Source organism: Candidatus Eremiobacteraceae bacterium (assembly GCA_035295225.1).
Classification (GTDB): domain Bacteria; phylum Vulcanimicrobiota; class Vulcanimicrobiia; order Eremiobacterales; family Eremiobacteraceae; genus JABCYQ01.
Window position 1 is genome coordinate 1 of record DATGJI010000014.1, and the last position, 26,208, is coordinate 26,208.

A 26,208-nucleotide genomic window follows, 5' to 3' on the forward strand; every position below is an offset into this window, starting at 1 on the left:
ATACATTCATGGCCTTCTTCCATGTCATTCTGAAGGCGGGATCGTATACGACGCGCATCGCATTTGCAAGCGCAAAAAAGGACCACGGCACGAGCAGCGCGGTCGCGATGCCGAAGCCAAGCACAATGGTGAAAGCACGGCCTTGCGACACGCCGATCACGACCGGGATCGCGATCAGCAGCCCGACGACCTTCCACGATCGAAGGGTCGTAAAAAACGCGCGATCGTATGCTGCGCCGAACAGCGGGCCAAGGCGCGCCGGCGATCCGATCATCGCTGACACTCCCTGCAGTAATACGTCGATTCACCGCCGCTATGGATCGATGAAATGCGGTGGCCGCATCGCGGACAAACAGACTTCGATCGCGCATGGATCTTCATGAACGAGCGGTCCTGCTTGTGCAGCGGATGATGCTTTCCGGCGTACTGCTGCGCAACGGTCGCAACCGAATCCCGCAACACGGAGCGCAGCGCGTCGTACAATGTTTTCCGTTCGTCCTCCGAGAGCGTGCTCGTTCGGCGCAGTGGGCGAATGCGTGCGGCGAACAATATCTCGTCGGAGTACGCGTTGCCGATGCCGGCCACGAACACTTGATTGCGCAAGACGTTCTTGATCTCGCCGCGGTGGCGCTTGAGCCGCGCCGCAAATACGTCGAACGTGAGCGCCGGATCGAGCGCGTCGGGTCCGAGCTCGCCGAACGACGGCACGTCAGATTCGGGCGAATCCGTCAGATAGATGCGCGCGCCCATCGTCGAGTCAAGAAAACGAAAATCCAGCGCTCGATCAAACTGCAGCGTGAAACACGTGGCCGGTAGTTCGGGCGCGGCGCGCGATGCGAGCGCGAACCGTCCGCCGAGCATCGCGTAGATGACCAGGTGAAGCGCTTCGCCGGCGAAGCCGAAGAGCACGAATTTTCCGCGCCGATCCACCGCCACGAGTTTGCGGCCCGTCAGCTCGCGCGCGAAATCTTCGAGCGGATGCCGTATGACAAAGGCGCGCTTCGGATTGAGCACGACTGCTTGCACCGTCCGGCCCAGCGCGTGCTCGCGCATCGTCTTGACGACGAGCTCGAGCTCGGGCAGTTCGGGCAAGCGAAAGCCGTCGCTACTGCGACGCGGTCATGTCGATCGAAACGTTCTGATTGCCGTTCTCAACGACCGTGAGCTGCGCGGATCCGGTCAGGCCGGGCGCTCTGGCGATGAATGTCTGCGGGCCGGCGGGCACTTGCGGAAACGTGACGTTGCCGCTCGCATCGGTGTTCAGCGCGGCGGTGCTGCCGACGCTTACGAGCGCACCGGCGACGGGGCTCCCGTCGGACGCTTTTTGGCAATGCACGGTGACGGCGCCGAAGACTTGCACGCCGATTGAGTTCGGATTCGTACAGCCCACGAGACTGGTCAAACCGAGTGCCAGGGCGGCCGCAAGCGCATAGCGCATGAGATGGTACCTTTCCTAACCCTGTGGTTGCAAGGGATGTCCATTCCGCCACCTGTCCCGCTCGCCCTGGGGACCCGTTTAGTGTGCGCCGCAGACCATTGCAACCGAGCCGACCACGGGGGTATACTCTCTTCCACAGGGTTTGGGACAAGGAGTGTCCACAGATGAAGCCGCGTCCGATATTCGCATTTTTGGCGCTCGTTATGCTGATCAGCGCGTCGACCGCCGCACGCGCCGTTGCCGACACGCAGACGGGTTCAGCGCCGGCTCCATCTGGCGCACCCGTGCAGAGCACGGCTCGGCCCACCACCGGCTCGGCATCAGATCTCCTCGCGCTGGCGCAGGCGAACATCGCGACAGGCCATAACGCCGAAGCGCTCGCCGAGCTAAAGCGCGCCGCCGAAATCGACCCCGGCAATCTCGACATCCAAAAGATGCTCGGCGACGTCGAATACCGGCTGCAGGACTTCGCGGCTGCGGAACGCGCCTATCTCGCGGTGCTCGCGAAAGAGCCGGACAATAAGGATGTCCATAACCGGCTGGGCGGCGTGTATGCGGCGCTCGATCGTTTCGACGACGCGCTTTCCGAATTCCGCAAGAGCCTTCCGCTGCGCGAAGGCTTCGCTAATTTGGTGCTGGTCTATCAGGATCAGGGGCGGCTGTCCGAGCTCGAAAGCGAATACTTCATCGAGATGGAGCGCGAACCGTTCGAACCCGGCACGCATTACAATCTCGGCATCGTGTATGAAGCCGAGGATAAGTACGATCAGGCGATCGAGCAATACAACGCTGCGCTCGACAAAGATCCGCGCTTCGTCGATGCGCTGAACGCGCTCGGCGTCGCGTATGCGGATGAAAACCGGCACAGCGACGCGATCCGCGAGTACCAGCAGGCGCTCGGCCTGGACCCGAGCTACTACCTCGCGTACATGAACTGGGGCGTCGAACTCATCAAGACGAGCGACTACAATGGCGCGATCGTCAAGATCAACAAGGCGATCTCGTTAGACCCGCAGTTCTCGCTTTCGTACGAGAATCTCGGCGTCGCGTACGATTATCTCGGATCATTCACGCAAGCGGTCGAGCTGTACCAGAAGACCATCGAGCTCGATCCCGGTGATCGCAACGCGTACTTCAACCTCGGCTCGATCTACTTCAACCACGGTTTGATGAATCTCGCCGAAGCGGCATTCATCAAAGGGCTCGCTGTGACACCGCGCAGCGCGAATCTTCACTTCGGTCTCGGTGACGTCTACCAGGTGCAGAAGAAGTATCAGCTGGCGGCCGATCAGTACAAGGCGGCGCTCGCGATCACGCCGGGCGACGTGACTGCCCAGGCGAAGCTCTCTGAAGTCGAGGCTGCGCTCACGCCGCATTAGCGGCGCGCGTTCTCGCCGACGAGTTACTTCGAGGCGACCGCGTCGATCTCGATCAGCGCGCCTGGGCGCGGAAGCGCCGCGACGCCGACCGTGCTCCGCGCCGGCTTGTGCCCGCCGAAGAACCGCTTGTAGACTTCATTCATCGCATCGAACTGCGCCATGTCCGTTAGGAAGACGTTCACTTTGACGATGTCTTCGACGCGGCAGCCCGCCGCTTCGATGATCGCGCGGACGTTCGTCAGCGCATTGAGCGTCTGCGTCTCGATGTCCGCCGGGAACGCGGCGGAGCCTGCATCGAAGCCGAGTTGGCCGGCCGTGTAGACGACGCCGCCCGCTTCGGCGCCTTGAGAGTACGCGGCGACAGGGTTGGGTGCCGCGGCTGTGCTTATCGGTCGCATGGGCGCCGAGTTCGCGCCGCCCGCACGCCACCCTGTCAAACCACCAGGCGAAATTCCGGCCCGGCCATATGCCGACCAGCTCGGGGGTCTGCCGATAACCTGATGGTGATCATCGGCACGGATCCGCACGACGACGACCGGCTCGAAGAACGCCGCAGCATCGAGCTCGAGATGCTGCGCGGGCGGACGATCGCGGCGATCATCGCCTCGACTTTGGTGCTCATCTTACCGTGGCCGGCGGCGGGTGCCTTGCGGCCGTTGCCGATCATCGCATGGTTCAGTGCCGGTCTTTTTGCGTATGTCTACGTCAAACGCGCGCACGATCTCACGCGCATCCGGCTCATCACGCACCTGCTCGTCTCGTTCGACATCGGCTCGTCGATTCTGCTCGTCTATCTCTATTGGCCGACGGTCGCAGCCGCCTGGGCCGCGATGCTTGCCCTCATCGTCTATGCCGCGACACGCCAACGGGAGATCGGCGCGGCCATCACCGGCGTGCTCACGACGCTGCTGCTGTTCGCCGGTTACGTTTTCCATCGAAGCGGCATCGTCGGCGAACCGGCTGCGCTGAACCTTCTCGCGCAAGTCGCGTTCACGTGGCTGACCGTGCTCATGACCGGCATGCTCGTGCGCGCGACGGTCGCGCGCACGGACATGCTCGCGGCGCAGCGCGCGTCGCTCGAGACGGCGGTCGCAAGCGAAAGCACGAAGCGCGCCGACTCCGAGGCGCAGGCCGACACGTTGCGGCGCGTCGTCGAATTAGCGGTGACGCTGCTGCGGGAGCGCGAACTTGACGCGCTGCTCGACCGCGTGCTTGACGTGACGCTTCGGACATTCGGCTTTCGCTGCGGCGGCATTCTCGTCGCGCAGCGCGAACGCGAGATTTTCGCCTATCGAACCGTCTCGGGTTATACAGATGCTGTCGCGCGGCGCCTGCTCGAACGCGAAGTGTCGTTCGCAAGCGTGGAGATCAAATTAGACAACCGGTTCTGTATCGCGCCATCGGTCTATTACGTGCCCGTCGAGCGTCAGACATGGCATGTGGATCCCGATCTCTGCTACCGGCCGGAACGGGCAATCGAGCAGCGGTCGGCTCGCGATGCATGGCACGAAGCCGACAATCTCTTCATCTCCCTGACGTCGTCGTCGGGCGATGTCATCGGCGTGCTCTGTCCGGACGCGCCGATCGACGAAAAAGTTCCGTCAACGGCGACCATGCGCAACGTCGCACTTTTCGCCCGGCTCGCGGCTGCGGCGATCGAGAACGTCTATCTCGTCTCCACCGAACAGCATCGTGCCCTCGCGCTCGAGCGGCGTTCGGCCGATGCAGAGTCGCTGGCTGAGCAACGCCGCCGCCAAGCCGACCGCTTGGCGCGCATCCTCGATGTCACCGCCGCCATCTTCCGCGAGCGCGATCTCGACTCGATGTTGCGCAATATCCTCACCGTGACGCTCGATACCTTCGGATTCGCGGCCGGCTCGATATCGACGCGCGAACCAAACCGCGACGTTTTCGTGCGGCGTGCCGCGCTCGGTTACGGTCCGGATGTCGTGGGCCAGGAAACATCGGTCGCGGAGATGCGGCGCATGATGTCTCCGCGCGGCAAGTACCGCAACACCTACTACTACGTTCCGATGGAGCTCAACGTGGACGGCGGTATCACGCGCAACGAAGACCTCGTCGTGCTGCCGCGCATCCAACCGGGAGATTGGCACGAGCTCGACTTGTTGATCTTTCCCATCTTCGATTCGCGCGGCGAGATCATCGGTATTCTTTCACCCGACGACCCGCGCAACCGTCTCGTGCCGGATGACGAGACCGTGCGCACGATCGAGGTGTTCGCGCAGCTCGCGGGCCTGGCGGTCGAAACCGCGCGCATGCGCGAAGCCACCCCAACATAATGTAGGGCGGACCTTCATGGTCCGCCGGCGCGCCATAAAGGCGCGCCCTACATCCCGCCGCCGCGCCATAAAGGCGCGCCCTACATCCCGCCGGCGCGCCATAAAGGCGCGCCCAACGTCCCGGCGCGCCATAAAGGCGCGCCCTACATCACAATTGCAGGTAGGCTTCGTACTCCCACGGGTGTACCTGCAGCCGGTAGTCTTCCCATTCGGCGAGCTTTGCTTCGCGGAAGCGATGATACGAATGATCGCCGAGCGCGGCGCGGACGAGCGCGTCCTCATCCAGCGCGGCGATGGCTTCTTGCAGTGAGGTGGGCAGCTGTTCGACGCCGAGCGAGACGCGTTCGGCCTCCGCCAAGCCTGCCACGTTGATATCCACAGTATCACCCGGAACGAGTTTGCGGCGCACGCCATCGAGGCCGGACGAGACGACGACGGCCAAAGCAAGATACGGATTGCATGACGGATCGGGCGAGCGAAGTTCGACGCGAGCGCCCGCTCCGTGTTCGGGCGGCACGCGGATCAGGGCGCTCTTCGCGCGTTCGGACCACGACGCGTAACACGGTGCATCGTAACCGGGTACGAGGCGCTTGTACGAATTGATCGTCGGATTGGTGATCGCGGTGAAGCCGCGCGCATGTGCGAGCAATCCGCCGACATACGCCAAGCCGATTTCGCTCAGACGCGGCGCCGTAGGACGGGCCGCTTCCGATGCATCCGACTCCGAGAACGCGTTCGCGCCATCGCGCGTGAGATGCTGGATGATGTGGAGGCCGCTGCCGTCCTCGTTGGCATGCGGCTTTGGCATGAACGTCGCATGCAATCCATGACGGGCAGCAACGGTCTTCACGACAAAGCGAACCGTCGCTATCGCGTCGGCGAGGGCGAGAGGATCGGCGCCCGCGAGATCGATCTCGTGCTGACCGCGCGCGACTTCGTGATGGGTCGCCTCCACACGGATACCCATCTCTTCGAGCGCGATCGAAACATCGCGTCGCGCGACATCCCCGCGATCGATCGGGCTCAGGTCGAAATATGAACCGCGATCCGCGGTCACAGTGGTGGGCTGGCCCTCGGGACCGTGTTCGAAAAGGAAGAACTCGATCTCGGCGCCGGCGTGCACTGCAAAGCCGTCGGCCCGCGCGCCATCGATCGCGCGCCGCAGCGTGCTTCGCGGGCAGCCTTCGAATGGCGAGCCGTCGGGATTCATCACGTCGCATATCAAGCGCGCTTCGAGCGGTGCGCCCTGGACGGTGGGCAACACGGCGAATGTCGAGATATCGGGTGCGAGATACATGTCGGCTTCTTCGAAGCGGACGAAGCCCTCGATGCATGAACCGTCGAAGACGATATTCCCCTCGAGTGCCGCGTCCAACTCGTTGACGGGGATCGCGACGTTTTTTGTGACGCCATGGATGTCGCTGAACTGCAGCCGCGCGAAACGGATGCCTTGTTCCTTGGCTCGTTTGATGAGCTCGCGTTTTGTCATGATTGGCTTGCGTCCTCGCCGCGATGCATCTGCCGTATGGCGAGCGCCGCTCGCACGGAGAGCTGGTCTTTCGGAGATTTGAGGTCGATCTTCAAGATCTGCGAGATCTGGTTGAGCCGGTAGAAGATCGTGTGACGATGCACCGACAGACGTTCGGCCGCGATCTTCACGTTTTCGCCGGCCTCGACATAGAGCCGCAGTGTGTGCAGCAGGTCGGTACGATGTCTGCGATCGTAGGCAGCGAGCGGTTCGAGCGCCGCTTCCGCGAATGCGGCGAAGGCGTCGCGGTCGGCGCCCGCGTGCAGCAGCGCGTACAGACCGAGGTCGGCATACGTCGTGACCGAGTTTCGTCCGAAGAGGCGACAGCCCAGCGTCAGCGCTTGGCGCGCTTGGGCGACGGACTCGGGCAGATCGAGAAGATCCGGCCGGTGGCCGCCGACGCCGCAAGCGACCGAGCGCGCGGTGCCCGCTTGCACGAGCACGCGCACTGCATGCGCCGCCGCTTGACGCGCGCGCGCGACGTCGGCCTGGTTCTTCACCGGGAAGAGCGCAAGCGGCGCGCTGGAGGGTATCGGCGCTAAGACCGCGTCGGCGGCCGCGAGCGCCTGCGCAAGTGCATCGCGCGCGGTCTGCGGCGCCGCGCCTTCGACGTCGAAGACCGCGGCGACCAGCGACGGCGGCAACGTGACGCCCGCCTCGGCGGCCTCATCGCGCAAGGCGTGGACGTCCACGAATCCGCCGCTCAAATACCGCTCCCAAAACGTCCGGCGCGCCTGCGCACGCCCGCTCCCGCGTCGCACGCATTCAACACCCGCCGCTCCGGCGACGACGCGCAACGCGGCGGCGGCATGGCTCGGAGCCTTGCCATTGAGGAAAAGCGTCACATGCCCGGCGTTTCCTTCAGATGCGCCGCCGGGCATGGATGCGCACAAGGCCGAGATAGATTCGGTGACTTTTGCGCGCACGATGCCGTCGCGGCTGGGCTGATCGCCGTGAAGCGCAGCAAAACTCGCAGGCAAAGCGCCGAGGCCGGCGCGGGATTCCGCTGCCGCCAAATGGCGCCACTGATCATCTTCGATCAGCACCGCGCCTTCGGTCGCATCAGCGAGCAGTTGCGCGAGCGCCTTCAGACCGCCGCCGCCCGTGATGACGCGCGCCGCACGCTCGGCGAGGCCTGCGAGATCGTCAGCGTTCAAAGGGGACGACGCATTCAGACGAGACCACGGCCTTAAGTACCGACGCGGCTCTTGGCTCGCGAACGTCCCATGCGCGGCAGCATCTTTCGCAGCTTCTCCGGCAGCACGACGTCCATGGCGTCGTCCACAGTCACGATGCCTTGCATGTGCCCGGCATCATCCACGACCGGCACCGCCAAGAAATCGTAGCGCGCGATCATCGACGCGATCTCTTCACGCGAGTCGTTTGTGTGTGCGGTCACCACATCGTCGATCATGATGTCCGCGACCTTGGCGTTCGGATCGGCGGTGATGAGATCGCGCAGCGTGACGACGCCGATGATGCTTTCTTTGTCGTCCAGGACGTAGACGTAGTAGACGAGCTCGGCGTCTTTGGCGCCGTTGCGTATGTGCGCAAACGCATCGGTCACGGTCAAACCCGGCGGAATCCAAAGATACTCCGTGGTCATGAGTCCGCCGGCCGACTCTTCGTCGTGGGAGAGCAGTTCGCGTACGTCCTGCGCTTCTTCGGGCTCCATGAGATTGAGGATCTCGAGCTGCTTCTCGGGTTCGACTTCGCTCAGCAGGTCGGCGGCGTCGTCGGGCTCCATGTTCTCGATGATGTCCGCCGCGCGATCCGGCTTGATGTCCTCGAGGATCGAAAGCTGCGTGTCGACATCGAGCTGCTCGAAGGCGTCGGCTGCCGTCTCTTCATCCAGCGAACCCATGAGCGACGCTTGATCGGCAGCGTTGAGATCTTCGATGATCGCAGCGAGATCGGCAGGATGGATGCGCTGCATCTTGTCTTGCGGCACCCGCAGGCGAATCGGGTCGCCGGCTTCGTTGCGATGCAGCGGCTGCACGGTATCCCACGAGATCAGCGCATTGCGGATCCCCGGGCGCGACGCTTTCTCGAGCAGCCGCTGGCCGAGCCCGCGTAGGCCAAGCCGGCGCAAGAGTCCCGACATGCCGATGTCTGCGGCGATGACGCGCAAGCTGTCGCCGGCCGGTGCGAGTTTTAGGTCGTTGATGCGCACGACCTTACGGCCGTCGACGTCGAGGATCTGCTTGTCTAAGAGGTCCTTGCGCAGCAGGAGCTCGCCCGCCGGCCGCCCCGATCGGGCGTCGTCGAGCGGTTCGCTCTTCAGGGTGACGTTGTGTTCGTCAATCGCCGCGACCGTCGCAAACGGCGCATACAGCAGCGCGCCGTCGTTTGCTCGCACGAGGACGCCGGAGATCGGCGGGAATGCCTCGTCGCTGCCCGCGATGGACAGGTCCTCGAGCTTCCCGAAGCGTTTGTTCGCAAGCGTGACGGCGCGTCCGCACAACTCGCTGACGAACTCCTCGCGTAGTTCCATGGCGTCGCCTTCTCCAGCGTGTTACGCGCCTTTGGCTTCTCTGATCGAACGATCCAAGATATCGATGGCGCGATCGATCTGCTCGCGATCGACGACAAGCGCCGGAGTAAAGCGAATCGCGGAAAAACCGCACGGCAGAACCATGAGGCCATGCCGGTAACAGGCTGTGGTGACGCGGTCGCGCATCTCCGTATCGTGCTCGCGCGTGACGCGGTTCGTGACGAAGTCCACGGCGAGCATGAGGCCTTTGCCGCGTACGTCGCCGATGCCGTCGTGCACGCTCTGCAGTTCGTGAAGTTTGCCGATGAAATAGGCGCCCATCTCGGCGGCGCGCTCCACGAGCCGCTCGGATTCGATGACTTCGAGCGTGGCCTTCGCCGCGGCGAGCGAGATGCCGTTGCCGCCGTACGTGTTCGAATGCGCGCCTTGGGCGCCGAAGTCGTAGCCTGCATCCATGATCTGCGCGCCGACCGCCACGCCGGAACCGAGCGCTTTGGCGAGCGAGGTGAAATTACCGGCTGCGCCGTGATGCTCTATCGCGAGCATCTTGCCGGTCTTGCCAATGCCGGACTGCACCTCGTCGTCCACGTACGCGATGCCGTGTCGCGCGCACATGTCGCGGATGATGCGAATGAATTCCGACGGCGGCACGATGTAGCCGCCCTCGCCCTGGATGGGCTCGACGAACATGGCCGCCACTTCGTCCGGCGGGATGAGCTGCTTGAAATATACCTCTTCGATGATGCGCGCGCACCAGACATCGCACGCCGGATATGTCATCTTATACGGGCAGCGATAGCACGACGCGTAGGGCACGTGATGCACGTCCGGGATGTTCGGTGTGAACCGCGCGCGCTGCACCGCCTTGCTGGCGGTCATCGAATTCGCGCCCATGGTGCGGCCGTGGAAAGCGCCGAGGAAGGCGATGACGCGCTTGCGCGTGGGAGCGGTCCAGTGCGCGGCTTTCAAGGCAGCTTCGTTTGCTTCGGTGCCGCTCGAGCAGAGAAAGACTTTCTTGCCGGTAAGACTGGGCACGAGGGCCGCGAGCTTCTCGGCCACCTCGGCCTGCAGCGGCGAATAAAAATCGGGGCTGTTGATGAACAGCCAGCGGTTGGCCTGCTCCGTGATCGCCTCGACGACCTTGGGATGGCAATGACCGGTTGCCGCCACCATGCCGCTCGTGAAATCCAGGAAGACGTTTCCGTCGACGTCTTCGAGCATGAGCCCGCTGGCCTGCTTCACGACGATGGGCGCGGTCTTCGTCCCGGTGGTCATCATGGCCGTCTCGCGCGCGACAACGCCGGCGCCCGTTGGGCCAGGCAGTTTCAGGTTTTTGATCTCCGCTTTCTCGTGCAACACCGTGTCCAGCGCATTCCACAATATAAATGAGGAATCTTGCCTTCGTATGCGAAGGCGCGCTCGCCATGAATCTTCGATTGCGCACGGCCGAACGCGCGAGCCGATCCGCCGGGAAACTTCTCCGCGACATGCTCGGCTCCGCGCTTGGGGTGCGCTCGAAAGGCCTGCGCTCCAATCTCGTGACCGAAGCCGACACGGCGTCGGAGCGTCTCATCCGCGAGATCATCGGTGCCGACTTCCCGGACGACGCGATCCTAGGTGAAGAAGGCGGAACGTCCGGCGATGCGCGCAGCGGCCGCTGGATTGTTGACCCTCTCGACGGCACGACGAACTACGCGCACGGGTATCGCTGTTTCAGCGTTTCGATCGCGTACGAGTCCGGCGACGGCTTGCAGGTCGGTGTCGTGTACGATCCCATGGCCGACGAACTCTTCAGCGCGGCGGCCGGCGCGGGAGCGCATTTGAACGGCGCGCAGCTGCATGCCTCTGCTCGTTCAGATCTGCGCGACGGATTGCTCGTCACCGGATTTCCGCCGATCGGGGCGGATGACGATTTGGAAAACTTGCGTGTCATGGGGCGCTTCATGCGCCGCGCGCAAGCCATACGGCGCGATGGTTCGGCTGCGCTCGATCTCTGTTACGTCGCGGCCGGGCGATTCGAAGGATTTTGGGAAGCTGGATTGCACGCCTGGGACGTCGCAGCCGGCGCGCTCATCGTGAACGAGGGGGGAGGGCGCGTGTCGGATTATTCCGGCGCTCCGTTGCGCATCGATTGCGGCGAACTCATCGCCTCTAACGGACTCGTGCACGACGCGATGCTCGACGTGCTTCGTGGCGAGAAATAAGGTGGGTGGCGCGGCGGATGCGGGGCGGACGGCAAATGTGGGGCGGACGGCAAATGTGGGGCGGACCTTTACGGTCCGCCGGCGGGCCGTAAAGGTCCGCCCCACATTCCTAACTCCGACGGTCGCGGTCGTAATCCTCGCTGCCGGCGCCGGTGAACGCTTTGGCGGTGCCAAACTGACATCGCTGCTGCACGGCACTGTTCTCGCTCAGCGCGCGATCGACGCCGCATGCGCGTCGCGCGGCGTCGCGTGCTTTCTCATCGCCGGTGCGCACGCGGAGTCACTGCTCGCTGTCGCGGATCCGCGACGTTGCGCGATAGTGACGAATGCGAAATGGCGTGAGGGCATTTCCTCTTCGATCCGCGCGGGCGTGGCCACGGCCGCCTCCTACGACGCGTGCATCTTCATGTTGGCCGATCAGCCCAACATCACGCGCGAAGACGTCAACGCCCTCATCCGAGAGCTTGAGCTCCATCGCACATCAATCGTCGCGCTCAAGACGGGCAGCGTCTGGGGAGCGCCCGTTGCGTATCCTCGACGCGACTATCCGGCGCTTGCAAAACTCAAGGGCGACTTGGGCGCGAAATCGTATGCGGCGACGCAGCGCAAGCGCCTCCGGTTTGTGCGCGCAGCCGAACCTCGCGCGTTCGACGACGTGGACACGGAAGCTGATCTGCTCCGCGCGCAGAGAGATTCGGCTCGCCCTAGACGTCCCCACGCACGCCGAACGAGCTGAACTCGCCGGATTCGAGCTCGTCGATCTCCTCGACGGATCGCACGACTGCGCCGGGCGGTCCCTTGACACACCACGCGCGCAACGCTGCGATCGATTCCTCGTCGCCTTCGGCCAGTATCTCCATCGACCCGTCGGTCCGATTGCGAACCCACCCACTGAGGCCGAGGTCGCGCGCGCGCTCGAGCGCGGTCGATCGATAAAACACGCCTTGGACGCGACCGCGGACGGTGAGGTGGAGTCTCGGCATTCGCGAGCTAATGTCGCCGGCTCGGAGCGTTATTCATTGTCAGGGCGATTGGGAAAAGCTGCGGAATGATGAAATACGGATCGGTCCCGGTGAAATCGTTGACGAGGACGATGATGTCGATGTCGTCGGCGGGGAACGTCGCGTTCATCGTGACGAAGCCGCCGATCGCACCGTCGTGCCAGACGTAGGGGTGACCACCGAGCGTAGATATGAACCAGCCGTCGGCGTAGGTGCCGTACGATTGCGGGAAGGCGCAGGGCGTGAACATCTGCGTCAACGACGCCTGCGTGAAGATCCCCGGCGCTCGCACCGCTTCATCCCATTTCTCGATATCGCCAACGGTGGATGTGAGCCCGCCGGGTCCAGCGAGCCACTGCAGGTTCCACTGCCAGGTCCGCACGACGGAGACACCGTCGAACGCATAGCCGAGCGCGAGGTCCGTGACGGGCGGCGTCGGATATCCTTGATTCGTCTGCGTCATTCCGAGCGGCCCGAAAATGCGCTGACGCAAGAACGTCCCTAACGGCTCACCGCTGACGTGCGCCACGATCGTGCCGAGCAGGACGTAGTCGGTGTTGCTGTAGTTGTACTGCGTTCCGGGTGTGAAGAGCAATGGAAACGACTGGAGCGCGGTGGCGATCGGCTGATAGTTCGTCTGCCCGTCCGCCATGAACTGCGCATACGCGGCGCTGAAGTCCGGGTACGAGCCGAAATTGTTGTATTCGACCAAGCCGCTAGTATGATTCAGCAGATCTAGCAGCGTGATCTGCGTCGCGTCGGGTATGCCCGGAAAATACTTGGAGAGCGGATCGTTGACCGAGAGCTTTCCGTCTTGTTGCAAGAGCAGAATCGCGCCCGCGGTGAACTCTTTGCTCACCGACGCGAGATCGAATGCGGTCGCCGCATCCGGTTTGAACTGACCGCGCGGCATGTTGAAAAGTTTGTCCGGCTGCTCGATGCCCCAGATATTCTGGTTCACGAACGTGTCCGGCAAGCCGCGATCGCGAAGCCCGTATCCCTTTTCATACGCAAGCGCGCCGTTCTTGTAAATCGCGAGCTCCACGCCCCAGCCGCCAGGGTAATTGTTCTGAACGATGTCGTCGATACTCGTCGGCGGCAACGTCGGTTTGGGAGTCGCCATCACGGGCGGACCCACAATCGCGCCCGACCCCCCGCACGCAGATAGAACACTGATGCACGATGCCAGGATAATCGCGGCGAATGGGAAGCGCATTGCGGCCTCGATGGCGGAGGGGGTGAGATTCGAACTCACGAGAGACTTGCGCCTCTAACGGTTTTCAAGACCGTCGCATTCAACCGCTCTGCCACCCCTCCGAGCGTCGCATGCGGCGCGTTCGTGTGCTTGTCGGAGCTCGCCTCCCGTGAGATCGATCATGCCACGCCAACCGGCGTAAAGTCTCAAACGCCCGCTCAATTTCGCCTCAATTTCCCGGCGGTCTTCGCCCTTCGCAAAGGTGGCGAACGCGATTGCGCTCAAAGTCCGCCGACGTCCACGATGACCGCTGCCACCATGGCGCCCGACGGCGCCGTTCGACGAAATGACTGCATGAGCGCGACGACACCGGCGTTTTCGCAAGGCGACATCGTTCTATTTTACCAACCCAAAGGGCATTTCAAGCTTGTCACGCTCTTCACGCGCTCGCCATACTATCACGTGGCGATCGCGGTCGACGAGAGGTATATAGTCGAAGCGATGCCGCGCGGCGTCGTGCGAACCGCCATCGAATCGAAACGTGGAAGACGGTGGGTGGTTATTGATCCGCCGGACAAGAAAGTCGCAGAGCGAGCCGTCGCGTGGGCTATCAAGAGGATAGGAGATGGTTACGATCCGTGGGATTTGATCTCGCTCGGACTCGACCGGCTATTCGCGCATCTGCACGTCAACTTCACGAGCCGCGGACGCTACACGTGCAGCGAATTCGTGGCCGCCGCTTTCAAGGCCGCCGGAAAGCCCCTGCTCAAGGATCTAGAACCGGAGGACACGTTGCCGTCGGATTTCGCTCGCTTGCTGCCGTCGTGATAGACTAGCGTCATGGCCAAGCGCTCGTACGCGTTCCCCGTCGCCGCCTCATTCTCTCCGCGTCTCCGAGCCATCCCGTGGTATACCGTCTCCGAGACAGAGCTCGAAGTCGGGGCAAGCCTCGGAAACAGTGCCGTGTGGGTCAACACGAAGAGCACCGGCGCGATTGAACGGGTCTTCAGTCTCGATCGCGGCACGTCGTTTTTTGGATCGGTGATCATCCGGTACGCGGGCAGCGGGGCCGTGCCAAAGGATGCCAGCTCGGAAGACGCGGCCTCAACATACATCGCGCTCGAGCACGACGCGCCGGCCACCGTCGAACTTCACCCCGTCTTCTCGCGCCGCCGGTTCTCAATAGGCGGTGCAGTGTCTGTCACCGAGACGACGTTCGTGCCGCTCACGAACGACTTGTGCGACCCGCCCGTCGCATTCGTCGCCTCAGAACTGCGCAGCACGGACGACTGCGCGCACAACTTACGCGTGACCGCATTCGCGCGCTTGCGCGGGAACATGAGCGACGACATCGTCGCGCATTTTGACGACGATATCTCCGGGCTCGTCGCATGGAACGAGAGCGATCGCGATGCCGTTCGCGTGTTCGGCCTCGACGTTGCGCCGACGCGCTATGCGACGTCGTTCAATTTCGGAAGTGTCACCAACCCATCGCATCAAGTACCACTCAAGAATGATACGTCTGCTCGGGGCGATGTGCTCGGCGCGCTGCAACTCGACATCTCACTCCAGCCCGGTTCGACATTCAACTTCTGCGTGATGGCAGGCGCTTACAACGGCGGCCAGCCAAAGCGCAGCCTCGTGCGGGCGCAGCTGGCAGGATGGGAAAGCGCGCTGAAAGACTCCGAGTCGCACATGGAAGACATGCTCGACAAAGCGCGTGTCCTTACCCCCGACATCTCGATCAACCATGGCGCGCTCTGGAGCAAGGTCAACATGCGTCGCGTGATGGGGACGTATCCGCAGGGACCTGCCTTTACCAATGAGCCGGGAATGTCGTCGAACGTCGTGATGCGCGACGCGGCGTGGTTCATTTTCGGCTGCGACCACTTCAAGCCGGACTTCTCACGCGCGCTGCTCGAGAAATTCGCCGCGCTGCAATATCCCGACGGCAAGATCGCCGAGTACTACAACGCGATCGACGGACGCCGCGAAGACTACGGCCTCAACATCAACGATGATACGCCGCTTTTCATCATGGCGGTGAATCACCATTTCCGCTCCAGCGGCGACACCGATTGGCTGAAATCTATCTATCCTTCGGTCACCCGCGCCGCCGAATGCATGATCGCGCAGTTGGATGACCGAGGTCTTGTCGTCTGCACGGCGGCCGATCCGCGCGGCAACGTCTGGGGAATCGCCGGCTGGCGCAACATCATCGAGAATTATTGCGTGAACGGCGCGGTGACCGAGATCAACGCCGAATGCGCGGCGGCACTACGGGCAGCGGGCCATCTCGCAGAGAACATCGATCGTCCGAAACAAGAATCGAAGAAATGGTTCGACGCCGGCGAGCGTGTCCGCGCGGCGATGGACGAACACCTGCGCAATCCCGAAAACGGGCTTTACTATCTGAACATCGATCTCGACGGAAACGTCCACACCGACGTGACCGGCGATCAGGTATTTCCCGTGATGCTGCGGGTCTGCGACGAAGAGACAGGATACCGCATCATCAGCCGGCTCAACGCGCCGGATTTTTGGACCGAAGCCGGTTTGCGCACGGCATCGCGCAACGACGCCCGCTACGATCCGTCGGCGAACAACGGATTGATCGGCGGCGTCTGGCCCGGCCTGACGTGGTGGTATGCATTCGCTGCCGCCCGCTACCACCCGGAATTCATGATGCGGGCGTTGCGGTCGTCATTCCAACATTTCGCCGCCGATCCGAAATTGAACAACACGATTCCCGGTCAGTTCAGCGAGTGGTTCGACGGCGAAAGCCTCATCAACCGCGGCATGCGACTCAGTCCTTGGGAGCCGCCTCGGTTCCTCTGGGCTGCGGTCGAAGGCCTTTGCGGCCTCATGCTCACGCCAAAGGAGCCGCACATCAGCCCGGTGATTCCCCGTCGTTGGGGATGGGTCGGAGTGCGCCGAATCTGCTACCACGGCGAGGAGATCTCGTTCTTCGCCACCCGGCAGAACGACTCGTTCGTCGTGTACGTCACGGGCGCCGTCGAGACGGATTCGCACGCCGAACGCTACGAGAAAGACGTCTCCGACGACGCGACAGCGTTTTCGGCGGTGGCAGCCGTCATCGCGTTTTCCCGTCGCAACGCGTTCGTCGTCTTAGTGGGCAACGTCAGCGACGAGACCGCCTCAATCCCACTGAATATCGCCAAACTCGTCAACGCCGACAGCCACTACCGGCTCCGCATCTATAACGGCGAGCGCGATGCTTGGGAAGAAGAAGTGCGAAAAAACGGACGAGCGCTTGCTTCGCTTGCCGTCACGATCGAAGCGCACGGTTTTCGTTTGATCGAAGTCCAGAACAAGCGCTGATTTACCGGGACACGTTCCGGAACAACCGTCCTACTCCGACAAGGCGAAAGTAGGTTAGTGCGGCGCATTATTCGGACATAAGGACGAGCAGATTACTTTCCAACTTCTCCTGGGACGGTACTAATATTGCTTCAAGAGCTTCTTCCCCCAATGCTGCCCGGGTCGAGTCGCCGTTCGGCCGTGCATCCGCGGGTGCTGTTCGTCAGTTCCTATCCGCCGCGCCAGTGTGGCATCGCCACGTTCACCGAAGACGTGCGCGATGCGTACGATGCGCTGACCGGGATGACGAGTACGGTCATCGCCATGGACGAGCAGGGCTCCGCTCGCCTGTATCCTGAGTTCGTCGTCGGCTCTATCCGGCGCGACGACGCCGCGTCCTACGCCTATGCCGCGCGTCTCGTGAACTCATCGGATGCCGACGTCGTGAACATCCAGCACGAGTATGGCCTGTTCGGCGGCGAGCGGGGTGAATATCTGCTCGAATTCATCCGTGCCGTGCACCGTCCGGTCGTGGTGACGCTTCACACCACCGTTCCCAATCCCGACGATGCGACGCTGCGGGTCACGCGCGAATTGTGCCGCCTCGCCGACGTCGTCATCGTGTTGACGAACGCGAGCCGCTCGATCTTGGCGCGCGATTACGGAGTCGATCCGACGACCGTTCACGTGATCATGCACGGCGTTCCCGACGTTTCGCCGTATCACGGACAGTTCTTCAAGCAGCTGCACGGGCTGGAAGATCGAACGGTGATCTCCACGTTCGGTCTCTTGAGCCGCGGCAAGGGCATCGAATCGCTGGTCGAGGCGCTGCCGGCAGTGATCGAACGTCATCCTGAAGTGACGTACGTCCTTTGGGGCGAGACCCATCCTGAAGTCCGCCGCGCGGATGGCGAGCGCTATCGCGACTCGCTTCAGGCGCGGGCGGCGGAGCTTTCGCTCGGCGACCGTTTCCGACTCGTCAATCGCTACATGCCGGATGAAGATGTCGTCGGTGCCTTGCTCGCGACCGACCTCTATGTCTCACCATCGCTTGATCCGCACCAAGCCGTGAGCGGCACGCTGTCGTACGCGGTGGCGTGCGGGCGAGCGGTCATCGCGACCGAATATCAGTACGCAAAGGAATTGCTCGGCGATGGGCGCGGCATCACCGTGCCGTTCCGCGACCCGCAATCCCTCGCCGCCGCTATGTTGGCGGTGTTGGATGATCCAGGTCTGCGCGCCAGCCTGGAGTCGTCGGCCTACGCCTTTGGCCGCGATATGGTCTGGCCGAAGATTGCGACCGCGTATCGTGGTGTCTTCGTCGATGCCCTGAGCGAGCAGCTTGGCGCTCTCTCGCAGGCGCATTCCACATCGCGCAGATGACGCACGATCCGCAGCGCACGGCGAATCCAAGTTTCGAGCATCTAAAGGCGCTCCTCGGTCCGGCCGGAGTCATCCAGTTCGCTCGCGGACCAGTTCCCGATCCGGAAACGGGCACGTGCCTCGACGACAACGTGCGCGCATGGATCGTATCGGTGCTGGCGCTGCGCAACGATGCCGAGCAGCCCTACGCGCTACTCATCGGTGACACGACGGTCGCCTTCGTTCGAACGGCGGCGTTGCCGGACGGACTGTTCCGCAATATGGCTGACATCGACGGTAATTTTCTTGAAGCCGTCGGATCCGAAGCATCGTGCGGCCGAGCTGTCTGGGCGTGCGGTGTCGCCGCCGGCCTGGCGCCCGTGCCTGAATGGCGCGGGGCGGGCCGTTCATTGCTCCGCTCCGCGCTTCCGGCGCTCAGGCAGTTCAGGACTCAGCATGCGTGCGCGTACGCCGTCCTCGGGCTTGCCGCCGCCGCTGCGCCCGAGATCGCGACCGGGCTTTCACGCGAAGGCGAACCGGCCGATCCCGCGGATCGCACCGCCTTCATCGCTGCGCTGTCCGATCTGAGCAATCGACTGGCCGACGATTTCGATGCTTCGTCAAGTCCGCGATGGTCATGGTTCAGCGACGCGATGACGTGGGGGAATGGCCGGTTGCCGCAGGCCTTGCTCCGCGCAGCTGCAGTCACCGAAAACCGGCGTTTCGCTGAAACCGGCCTGCGTGCGCTAGAATTTTTGGCTGGCGTCACGCAAAGCGAGCGCATCTTCGTCCCCATCGGCAACCAAGGCTGGTATCGCGCAGGCGGCTCGCGCGCGGCCTATGCGCAGCAGCCGATCGAGGCGTGCGGCATGGTCGACGCGTGGGCCGCAGCATACGAGCTTACCGGTAAAGATCACTACCGCACCGGCGCCGAGATCGCGTTCGATTGGTACCATGGCGGGAACACCGAGAGGCTAGCGGTCGCGCGTCCGGCGGTGGGCTCGTGCCATGATGGTTTGCATGTGGGTCATGTCAATGAGAATCAGGGCGCTGAGAGCACGCTTTCGTACATGCATGCATACCTCTCGATCGGCGCGTTACACCGGAGCAGCGCGCAGAGCGAAAAGTTTTCCGGCGCCCTCGCGCAGAGTGACGTTTAGGCGCTGTTCGGAAGCGACAAGCGGTGGGCGCACAAACGCGCTGAACGTGCCGGCCTCATCGGTTCCCAAGAACACGGAGATTTCTGCGCCGCTGCGGAGCGCCACGTAGAACGGCGCATCGCAGCTCACGTGTCGCGTGACGTCTTCATCGTACACGCGCGACTTGCCCGGTGAGCCAAGCGGCATGGTCGAGTGCAGTCGCCTGCGATAGTAGAAAAGCGATAGTTTTCCGCCCATCACCGGCACGTCTCGCGCGCCGACCCACGACCAGTCGTCCGGCAAATGGGGATTGACGCGCAGTCCCTCCGTCCTCGGCTCAAAGCCGAGCAGTCCTTCGTACATCAGCCAGACATACGTCGGCGGCATCCAGGGGCTCATCGCCATGCCCCGGCTCTTGAACGTGTCGCCGGAAAGACGCTCCGGGAATTCGCCGGGCACAACGTTGTAGTACGCTTTTGGGTTCTCGACTTCGCTGATCTTCCAGATGTTGCGCATCGCGGAGACGAGCCGGCGCGGCGACGTTCCTTTGCTGCTATATCCCACCCAAGCAGTGAGGTTCGGCCAAACGCCTCCTAATAAGTGCACGCCGTAGTCCGGGTCGTAGCCTTCTTCGAGATTGCTGACGGTGCGCACGCCGTACGGCGTCCAAAAATCCGGCTGGAAAAGACGTTCCAGGATCTTGCGCTTGCGCTCGGGACCGGCGACGCCGAACATCACGGGGAAGATCTGGTCGCCGGTGACGAGGTCGTGCCGCGTGCCGTCCGGGTCGACATTCAAGACGTAAAGGCCCGTGACGTCGCTGACCAATTTTTCGTTCATCGCGTTGCTCAAGTCGCCTGCAGCTTGCGAGAAAAGGCGTTCGTCGGCGTCGGAGCCCATGAGGCGTGCCATGCGGCCGGCGAGTCGCAGCGCGTAGACGCATTCGGCGTTGATCTCCGTGACCGCGCCCGAGATCTGCCCCTGTGGGATGATGTTGCGCCAGCCGGCGATGCCCCAGACATTGGCCTCTCGCGTCGTCGCGTGCACCAACCTATCGCGGCGCTGCGATAGGATCCAGTGCGCGGCGTCGCGCGCCATAGGCCAGAACTCCTCGAGCGCGCCTCGGTCGCGCGTCACGGCGAAATGATGGTAGATCGCACCGATCAAGAGCGGCGTATCGTCGTTGATGTTGAGGCCGTAGTCGTTCTTATGCGGCGGGACCGCGCACGCGTTGATGAATTCCGTGATCTTGCCGCCGGGTTCGATGCCGTACTTGCTGCAGAGCGAGAGCATGTCGCGCGAGAAACCCGGCGTGAGGTAGTCAGACCCCATGATGTACCATGCGACGTCGCGCATCACGATGACGTCCTGCGGCGGATCGTTCGTAAAGCCGTAGCCGCTCGGATAGTGCAATTGCACGCGCACGGTGTTGATCTTCGCCCAATCGAACGCTCGATTTATCGAAGCGTCGGGCGTTCTGACGAATCCGGTCTGCTGGATCCGTTCGTACGATCCCTTTGTGGCGGCGAGCGCGGCATGGACGTCCGCCGCGTCGTCGAACTTGCGTAAAGCGGTCTCGCTGCCCCCGTGGTCGACCGCCATGCGCATCGTGATCGATCCTCGCGAGCGTGCGGGCACCGAGAGCGAAAAAGTCTGCGAGAGTCCAAGGTCGTTCAGGCCTGTCGCGGCAGGTTCCACGTCGGCGCCGAAGACCCGCACTTCCTGTTCTCGACCGATCGTCCGCGATACGACGGCGCCGTCGCGCTGCGTGTGGAGCATGCGTTTGTTGCGCTGGGCGAGATCGGGCACTTTGTACACACTGGGCCAGACGAACGCCGGATAGTGGATGTCGCAGACGACCGCCGCATCGATAGCGACATCGCTCGGGTTATCTGCCGTGACCGTGCAGTAGACGACGCGCAGCAAGTCCGCGCGGACGGGAATGAACGTCATCTTCTCTACGGTCAGTTCGCCGATCTGATAGCGCGTCGCTTGAAACGCCGGCGCGTGCGTGGTCTCGACACCTTTGGCCGTGATGCCGCCCACGAAGATCTGCGTCACCCAGCGGCCGCAGTAGACCTCGTTGTCGAGCGCGCTCCACAGACCCGCGCAATCGCTCGTGGGCGTCAACTTGAGGAACAGCTCGTGATTCCCGAGGCTGGCGCCGGTCATCAAACGATCCGGCGGACAGCGGTATTCGTGGACCGCCACTACTTCACGATAGAATGTTGACCGCCCGCGCTGCGACGAGCGCGACCGTCAAAAGTGAGGTCAGTGACTGGACGGCCATCAGCGTCTTCGCGGTCTGGGTAAGAGGCATGGTGTCCGTCGGGCTGAACGCCGTCGCGTTGGTGAACGCGACGTAGAAGTAGTCGAAGAAATGCGGTCGCCATCCCGGCGGTGCGATCGACGGTGTCAGCACCTGGGGGAACAAGAAATCAGGCGGCTGCTGCGTGGGCGCTAGCCGAGCGTTCGGTCCGCCGCGATCGAGCTCCCAATACCAGAGCGCGAAGACGATGACATTGGTCAACCAGACCTCTAACGACGAGATGAGCAGCTCGGTGCCGGTCGCCTTCGGTCCGGCAGTCAGGAGGAAACGGACGAGAAAAACGAGCGACGCCACGTTTGCCGCGTTGATCGTGGCGATAAGCACGATCGCGATCGTGCGCAGCCATTGCGGATCGTGATGAGTCCGCCGCGGAAAGACGAGCGCCACCGGAACGATGAGCGCCAATTCTATGACCGCGAGAATCCATGGCGGTCCGAGCGTGAGGTGTTCGGGTAGCGTGACGTAGAGCACGAGAGCGCAGATGAGCGCGAGCGAAGCCGGCCATCGCGACTCGGTCGCGTGCCCCGGCATCGCGGCTTCCGCGTCCGCCGTTTTGCGATAGGTCACGGGATAAGCACTTGGGCACTGTGGGACCGGATTCCGGCTTGATCGAGAATCAGCGGTAACTGGCTTGTCGGAGCGACATGCCCTTTGTCTCAGGCGCGAATGCGATCGCGAGCACGACGCCGCAGATCGAGAGCGCGGCGCAGGCCATCATGATGTCGCCAACGCCAAACGCGGCCAAGGCTCTCGGAAGCACGAATGTGCCGGTGAACGCGCCGACGCGGCTGACCGCAGTCGCAAAGCCCGTCGCCGTCGCGCGGATGTCGGTCGGAAAGAGCTCCGATGGATACAGGAGCTCGAGCGTCGTGGCGGCCCCGATGGCGATGGCGTAGACGGTGAAGCAGACCGTCGTCACCAAAGGCGTTTCGACTAGGGCCAGCGCCACAAACGCAACCGCCGCGACGGCGAAACTCCAGATGCAAAGCGGCCGGCGTCCCCACGACGAGAGGAGCGGCAAGCCGACCGCCGACCCAACGAGGAAGAAGACGCTGATCGCGAGCGATCCGATGACGCTGGATGTCTGGCCCCCTAGATGGAGCGCAGCCAATACCTCGGGGGCGAACGTATATATCGCGAAGAGCGGCGTGACTTGGAGCAGCCACATCACGCCGACGAACATCACGTCGCGAAGATAGCGGCCCTCGAAGATCCGGCCGAATCGCGTGGGCGTGCGTTCGGCAAGTTCTGCCATCCCTTCGGCGTTGCCGTACAGGCGGGTCAACGTCGCGTGCGCCTCTTCATCGCGCCCTTTGTTGAGCAGCCAGCGCGGCGATTCGGGTGAACCGAATCGCATGAACAGACAGATCGCGGCCGGCACCGCACTGGACGCAAGCATCCAGCGCCAGGATTCCGCACCGGCGCCGAGCAGCGCATACGAGACGACGTATGCTGCGCAGGCGCCGAGATACCACGCGACTTGCGTGCCGCCGAGCATCGTCCCGCGCTGTTCTTTCGGCGCAAGTTCGGCCAAGAGCGCAGCGGCGATCGGATAGTCGGCGCCGATCGCGAGGCCCAAGATGAAGCGAAGCGCCACAAGCTCCGCGGGGGTGGAGACGAAGAACTGGAGCGCAGAAGCGATCACAAAAACGGCCAGATCGGCCGTGAACATGAATTGCCGGCCGATACGATCGGTCAGATGCCCGAACACCAGACCGCCGATGAGAATGCCGAGCAACGTCGCAGCGCCGATCAGACCGGTCATCGTGGTGGTCAGGTGCATCTGCGGCCCGAGGAGCGAAAGGGCGACGCCGATGCCGCTCAGGATGTAGCCGTCGCAGAACAATCCGCCGTTCGCATAAACGACGAGCAGGCGATGGAACGAAGTGAAGGGCGAATCGTCTACGACCGTAGACGATTCGCCCTTCGACGTTGTCGCAGGGGTCAAAGGTTACGTGGTGCTGGTTGTTGCCGCCGCGGGGCGTCTGCCGGCGTGGCGCCGGCCCGGACCTGGGCGAATCGCGATCTCGAGCGGTTCTTCGCCCGCCGCCTTGCGCAACGCATCGATGAACGGCACCGCGGCCGTCTCGGCCGAGCGGGCGATCGCGGGATCGTAGACGCGCTTCATCGGGCCTAGGACGTCGTCGTGAAGCTCGACGTTCCAGAGGTTGCCGGCCCAATCCGCCGTGATCGAGGAGTTCTTGTACTTCGCGTGTCTGCCGGACGACTTCAATTCCACCTCCGAGAGATAGGTTTTGATCGTGGCAAAGAACTCGCGGATATAGTCGTCAGGAGTCAAGCGTCACGTACCTTTCCGGAACCGTGTTCTTCGACATCGGCTTGTCCGGCTCCGTTATTTCTTAAGAGGCAAAATGGGCGCATTTGCGCGCGAGGCCCGCCGAGCGAGTCGTGCGAACGGTATCCCATGATTCCACTCGGCGACGAGAATGACGATGGACTCGGCGGGTTCGCATATGTCAACATCGCCATAATCGTCGTAAACGTCCTCGTGTTCTTATTCCAGCTGGCGCATCCGGCGTTCACGGACGGTTTCAGCATGATCCCGCGCGAGATCGTGACCGGCCACGATATCATCACGACGCAGTACGTGCTCGCACCCGACGGCTCGCAGGTCGCGATCCCGGAAGCCCCCGGCCCATCACCGATCTACCTCACGCTCTTGTCTTCGCTCTTCTTGCATGCGAGCGTCATCCACATCGCGGGGAACATGCTGTTCCTGTTCATTTTTGGTGACAACATCGAGCGCGCATTCGGCAGCGCGCGCTATCTGATATTCTACCTGGCGTGCGGAGTGGTCGCAAATCTCGCGATGATTGCGGCCGATCCGACTTCGGTCATACCGAATTTGGGTGCGTCGGGGGCGATTGCCGGCGTGCTCGCGGCGTATCTCGTCCTGTTCCCACGCAATCGAGTGCGCGTGCTCTTCGGCTACTGGTTGACCACAGTGCCGGCGCTCGTCATGATCGGGATTTGGATCGTCGTCCAATTCATCAGCCTCGGCGGAAGTGCGCAAGGCGGCGTGGCGTATGGCGCGCACGTCGGCGGATTCCTGTTCGGTGCTGTGATCGCGCTCTTCGCGCGTCCATCCGTCACGCGCCGCCTTCCGCCACTAGGCTCCTAAGCTCGAATGAAGGGGCCGACGTCAGTCGGACCACATTACGCTAGCTCGGGCAAGCGTTGCTTGCCCTACTACGGGAATAATCCCGCGCCGCTCCTAACCGGAGCGCGATGGCGGTCTGGGTAGCGCTCTTCTTGGCTGCGGTCTTCGGCGGCGCACTGAACTCAGTCGCAGGCGGCGGGAGCTTTCTCACCTTTCCGGCGTTGCTGTTCGTCGGCGTGCCGCCCGTCAGCGCGAACACGACGAGCACGGCGGCGCTTTTGCCCGGCGTATTTGCGAGCATCACCGGCTATCGGACGGACTTTCCCAAAGAGCGAGCGTTCTTACCGTGGCTCATCGGAGCGAGCTTGATCGGCGGACTTGCGGGGGCGCTCTTCCTCCTCGGCACGCCGGAAGAAGCATTCAAGAAACTCATTCCTTATCTGCTCGGCGTTGCGACGCTGCTGTTCATCGCGAGCCCGAGATTATCGGCGTGGTTCGGCAGAACGGAAGAGCACGCTGCGGCGCCGTCGCCCCGCGCAGTTACGGGAATCGCCGTCGCGCAGTCGCTGATCTCATTCTACGGCGGATACTTCGGCGGCGGCATCGGCATCTTGATGCTCGCGACGCTCGGACTCATGGGCATGCGCGACATCAATGCGATGAACGCAGTGAAAACGCTGCTGGCCGCGATCATCAACACGGTCGCATTCATCGCGTTCGTCCTCGCGCGCAACATCGTGTGGCCGTACGCGCTCGTGATGATCTTTGGATCGATCATCGGGGGCTACGTCGGCGCCCGCTTTGTCAGACGATTGGATCAGGCGATCGTACGCCGATTCATCGCATTTGTCGGCATCGTCATGACCGCATATTTCTTCATCCACGGCTGATTCGTCGCAGGGGCCGACGTTGGTCGGCCCAATCAGGCAAGCGATGACAACGTTACAAGACGCCCTGTACGAATAAGCTCACAACCGCGACAAGAGCCCAGACGATGGCGCCGAGGAGCAACGGTGCCGCGCCGACGGTGCGCAGCCGCTTGAAATCCGAGGACAGCCCAACGCCTGCGAACGCCACCACCATGACGTACTTGCCGGCCACCGCCAACGCGGCCAGCACCGGCGCCGGAATCACACCGATCGATGCGATCGCGGCGGCGAGGGCGAACAGCGCGACAAACCACGGCATCACGGCGACGAAATTGAATCGCCCTGCTGCGCGAGCGCTGCGCCGGCTGCCGATGTAGATCGCGATCCCAACGGCTAGCGGCAAGATCGCGAGCGCTCGAGCGAGCTTGACGATCGTCGCCGTCACGCCCGCAACCGCGCCGTACGAGTAACCCGCGGCGACGACCGAAGACGTATCGTTTATCGCGGTGCCGGCCCACGTGCCGAAGA

The 26,208-nt window shown here is 63.0% G+C and carries 25 protein-coding genes and 1 tRNA gene; 10 read left to right on the plus strand and 16 right to left on the minus strand.

The genetic code is table 11. From position 1 onward, the window contains the following. The 3 genes from VKT51_01645 to VKT51_01655 all read right to left on the minus strand — a co-directional run. The coding region (locus VKT51_01645) for a hypothetical protein (GenBank protein HLJ82863.1) at positions 1–274 on the minus strand (274 nt) is incomplete at its 3' end. After that, on the minus strand, positions 271–1,092 hold the full coding sequence (locus VKT51_01650) for a DNA-formamidopyrimidine glycosylase family protein (GenBank protein ID HLJ82864.1): 822 nt from the start codon (positions 1,090–1,092) through the stop codon (positions 271–273). The genes VKT51_01645 and VKT51_01650, both read right to left, overlap by 4 nt. A gap of 13 nt (positions 1,093–1,105) precedes the next feature. Then, the gene (locus VKT51_01655; protein ID HLJ82865.1) at positions 1,106–1,438 is read right to left on the minus strand and encodes a carboxypeptidase-like regulatory domain-containing protein; all 333 of its coding nucleotides are present in this window, start codon (positions 1,436–1,438) and stop codon (positions 1,106–1,108) included. A gap of 164 nt (positions 1,439–1,602) precedes the next feature. On the opposite strand from VKT51_01655, the gene VKT51_01660 reads away from it, so the two are divergent. After that, positions 1,603–2,817 (plus strand): tetratricopeptide repeat protein, encoded by a 1,215-nt coding sequence (locus VKT51_01660; GenBank protein HLJ82866.1) that lies wholly within the window; start codon positions 1,603–1,605, stop codon positions 2,815–2,817. Positions 2,818–2,840: 23 nt separating this feature from the next. Here the strand turns inward: VKT51_01660 and VKT51_01665 are convergent, their stop codons facing one another. Continuing rightward, entirely contained in the window at positions 2,841–3,215 is a 375-nt protein-coding gene (locus VKT51_01665) for a Rid family detoxifying hydrolase (protein HLJ82867.1), read from the minus strand. A gap of 102 nt (positions 3,216–3,317) precedes the next feature. Here VKT51_01665 and VKT51_01670 point away from each other — a divergent pair, with 102 nt between their 5' ends. Then, positions 3,318–5,117 (plus strand): GAF domain-containing protein, encoded by a 1,800-nt coding sequence (locus VKT51_01670; GenBank protein ID HLJ82868.1) that lies wholly within the window; start codon positions 3,318–3,320, stop codon positions 5,115–5,117. A gap of 148 nt (positions 5,118–5,265) precedes the next feature. Here the strand turns inward: VKT51_01670 and glnA are convergent, their stop codons facing one another. From glnA to VKT51_01690, 4 genes are read right to left on the minus strand one after another with little or no spacing between them, the layout of a single operon-like run. Beyond that, positions 5,266–6,606: a type I glutamate--ammonia ligase gene (glnA, locus tag VKT51_01675; protein HLJ82869.1), complete on the minus strand. Its 1,341-nt coding sequence runs from the start codon at positions 6,604–6,606 to the stop codon at positions 5,266–5,268. Then, positions 6,603–7,802, minus strand: a complete 1,200-nt coding sequence (locus VKT51_01680; protein HLJ82870.1) for a helix-turn-helix domain-containing protein — start codon at positions 7,800–7,802, stop codon at positions 6,603–6,605. The genes glnA and VKT51_01680 overlap by 4 nt, the downstream gene beginning before the upstream one ends. 32 nt (positions 7,803–7,834) lie before the next feature. Beyond that, on the minus strand, positions 7,835–9,139 hold the full coding sequence (locus VKT51_01685) for a CBS domain-containing protein (GenBank protein HLJ82871.1): 1,305 nt from the start codon (positions 9,137–9,139) through the stop codon (positions 7,835–7,837). Between the two features lie 21 nt (positions 9,140–9,160). Continuing rightward, entirely contained in the window at positions 9,161–10,498 is a 1,338-nt protein-coding gene (locus VKT51_01690) for an aminotransferase class III-fold pyridoxal phosphate-dependent enzyme (GenBank protein HLJ82872.1), read from the minus strand. 65 nt (positions 10,499–10,563) lie between these two features. On the opposite strand from VKT51_01690, the gene VKT51_01695 reads away from it, so the two are divergent. Together VKT51_01695 and VKT51_01700 are read left to right on the plus strand one after the other, a co-directional pair. Continuing rightward, positions 10,564–11,343: an inositol monophosphatase family protein gene (locus VKT51_01695; protein HLJ82873.1), complete on the plus strand. Its 780-nt coding sequence runs from the start codon at positions 10,564–10,566 to the stop codon at positions 11,341–11,343. Further along, positions 11,330–12,079: a nucleotidyltransferase family protein gene (locus VKT51_01700; protein ID HLJ82874.1), complete on the plus strand. Its 750-nt coding sequence runs from the start codon at positions 11,330–11,332 to the stop codon at positions 12,077–12,079. Before VKT51_01695 ends, VKT51_01700 begins: the two co-directional genes overlap by 14 nt. Here the strand turns inward: VKT51_01700 and VKT51_01705 are convergent. The 3 genes from VKT51_01705 to VKT51_01715 all read right to left on the minus strand — a co-directional run bounded on the left by VKT51_01705 (position 12,048) and on the right by VKT51_01715 (position 13,661). Beyond that, the gene (locus VKT51_01705) at positions 12,048–12,326 is read right to left on the minus strand and encodes an acylphosphatase (protein ID HLJ82875.1); all 279 of its coding nucleotides are present in this window, start codon (positions 12,324–12,326) and stop codon (positions 12,048–12,050) included. The genes VKT51_01700 and VKT51_01705 overlap by 32 nt on opposite strands. A gap of 7 nt (positions 12,327–12,333) precedes the next feature. Beyond that, entirely contained in the window at positions 12,334–13,560 is a 1,227-nt protein-coding gene (locus tag VKT51_01710) for a serine hydrolase domain-containing protein (GenBank protein ID HLJ82876.1), read from the minus strand. Between the two features lie 11 nt (positions 13,561–13,571). After that, a tRNA-Ser gene (locus VKT51_01715) sits at positions 13,572–13,661 on the minus strand. Positions 13,662–13,893: 232 nt separating this feature from the next. Between VKT51_01715 and VKT51_01720 the strand changes: the two genes are divergently transcribed. From VKT51_01720 to VKT51_01735, 4 genes are all read left to right on the plus strand, one after another. Then, positions 13,894–14,367 (plus strand): hypothetical protein, encoded by a 474-nt coding sequence (locus VKT51_01720; GenBank protein ID HLJ82877.1) that lies wholly within the window; start codon positions 13,894–13,896, stop codon positions 14,365–14,367. A 12-nt stretch (positions 14,368–14,379) separates the two neighbouring features. Then, positions 14,380–16,881, plus strand: coding sequence for an amylo-alpha-1,6-glucosidase (locus VKT51_01725; protein ID HLJ82878.1), 2,502 nt, complete (start codon positions 14,380–14,382; stop codon positions 16,879–16,881). A 180-nt stretch (positions 16,882–17,061) separates the two neighbouring features. Continuing rightward, positions 17,062–18,243, plus strand: a complete 1,182-nt coding sequence (locus VKT51_01730; GenBank protein HLJ82879.1) for a glycosyltransferase family 4 protein — start codon at positions 17,062–17,064, stop codon at positions 18,241–18,243. Continuing rightward, positions 18,240–19,382: a hypothetical protein gene (locus VKT51_01735; protein ID HLJ82880.1), complete on the plus strand. Its 1,143-nt coding sequence runs from the start codon at positions 18,240–18,242 to the stop codon at positions 19,380–19,382. The genes VKT51_01730 and VKT51_01735 overlap by 4 nt, the downstream gene beginning before the upstream one ends. On the opposite strand, the gene VKT51_01740 is transcribed toward VKT51_01735, so the two are convergent. The 4 genes from VKT51_01740 to VKT51_01755 are packed head-to-tail and all read right to left on the minus strand — an operon-like array spanning position 19,320 to position 23,989. Next, positions 19,320–21,572 (minus strand): hypothetical protein, encoded by a 2,253-nt coding sequence (locus tag VKT51_01740; GenBank protein ID HLJ82881.1) that lies wholly within the window; start codon positions 21,570–21,572, stop codon positions 19,320–19,322. The genes VKT51_01735 and VKT51_01740 overlap by 63 nt on opposite strands. Positions 21,573–21,576: 4 nt before the next feature. After that, a complete protein-coding gene (locus VKT51_01745) occupies positions 21,577–22,257 on the minus strand; it encodes a hypothetical protein (protein HLJ82882.1) in 681 nt (226 codons plus the stop codon). Positions 22,258–22,306: 49 nt separating this feature from the next. Next, positions 22,307–23,638, minus strand: coding sequence for an MFS transporter (locus tag VKT51_01750; GenBank protein ID HLJ82883.1), 1,332 nt, complete (start codon positions 23,636–23,638; stop codon positions 22,307–22,309). Between the two features lie 3 nt (positions 23,639–23,641). Continuing rightward, positions 23,642–23,989, minus strand: a complete 348-nt coding sequence (locus VKT51_01755; GenBank protein HLJ82884.1) for a hypothetical protein — start codon at positions 23,987–23,989, stop codon at positions 23,642–23,644. A 126-nt stretch (positions 23,990–24,115) separates the two neighbouring features. On the opposite strand from VKT51_01755, the gene VKT51_01760 reads away from it, so the two are divergent. Both VKT51_01760 and VKT51_01765 read left to right on the plus strand, forming a co-directional pair. Further along, on the plus strand, positions 24,116–24,832 hold the full coding sequence (locus VKT51_01760) for a rhomboid family intramembrane serine protease (GenBank protein HLJ82885.1): 717 nt from the start codon (positions 24,116–24,118) through the stop codon (positions 24,830–24,832). Between the two features lie 107 nt (positions 24,833–24,939). After that, positions 24,940–25,701: a sulfite exporter TauE/SafE family protein gene (locus tag VKT51_01765; protein ID HLJ82886.1), complete on the plus strand. Its 762-nt coding sequence runs from the start codon at positions 24,940–24,942 to the stop codon at positions 25,699–25,701. Positions 25,702–25,753: 52 nt separating this feature from the next. On the opposite strand, the gene VKT51_01770 is transcribed toward VKT51_01765, so the two are convergent. Next, the coding region (locus VKT51_01770) for a putative sulfate exporter family transporter (GenBank protein ID HLJ82887.1) at positions 25,754–26,208 on the minus strand (455 nt) is incomplete at its 5' end.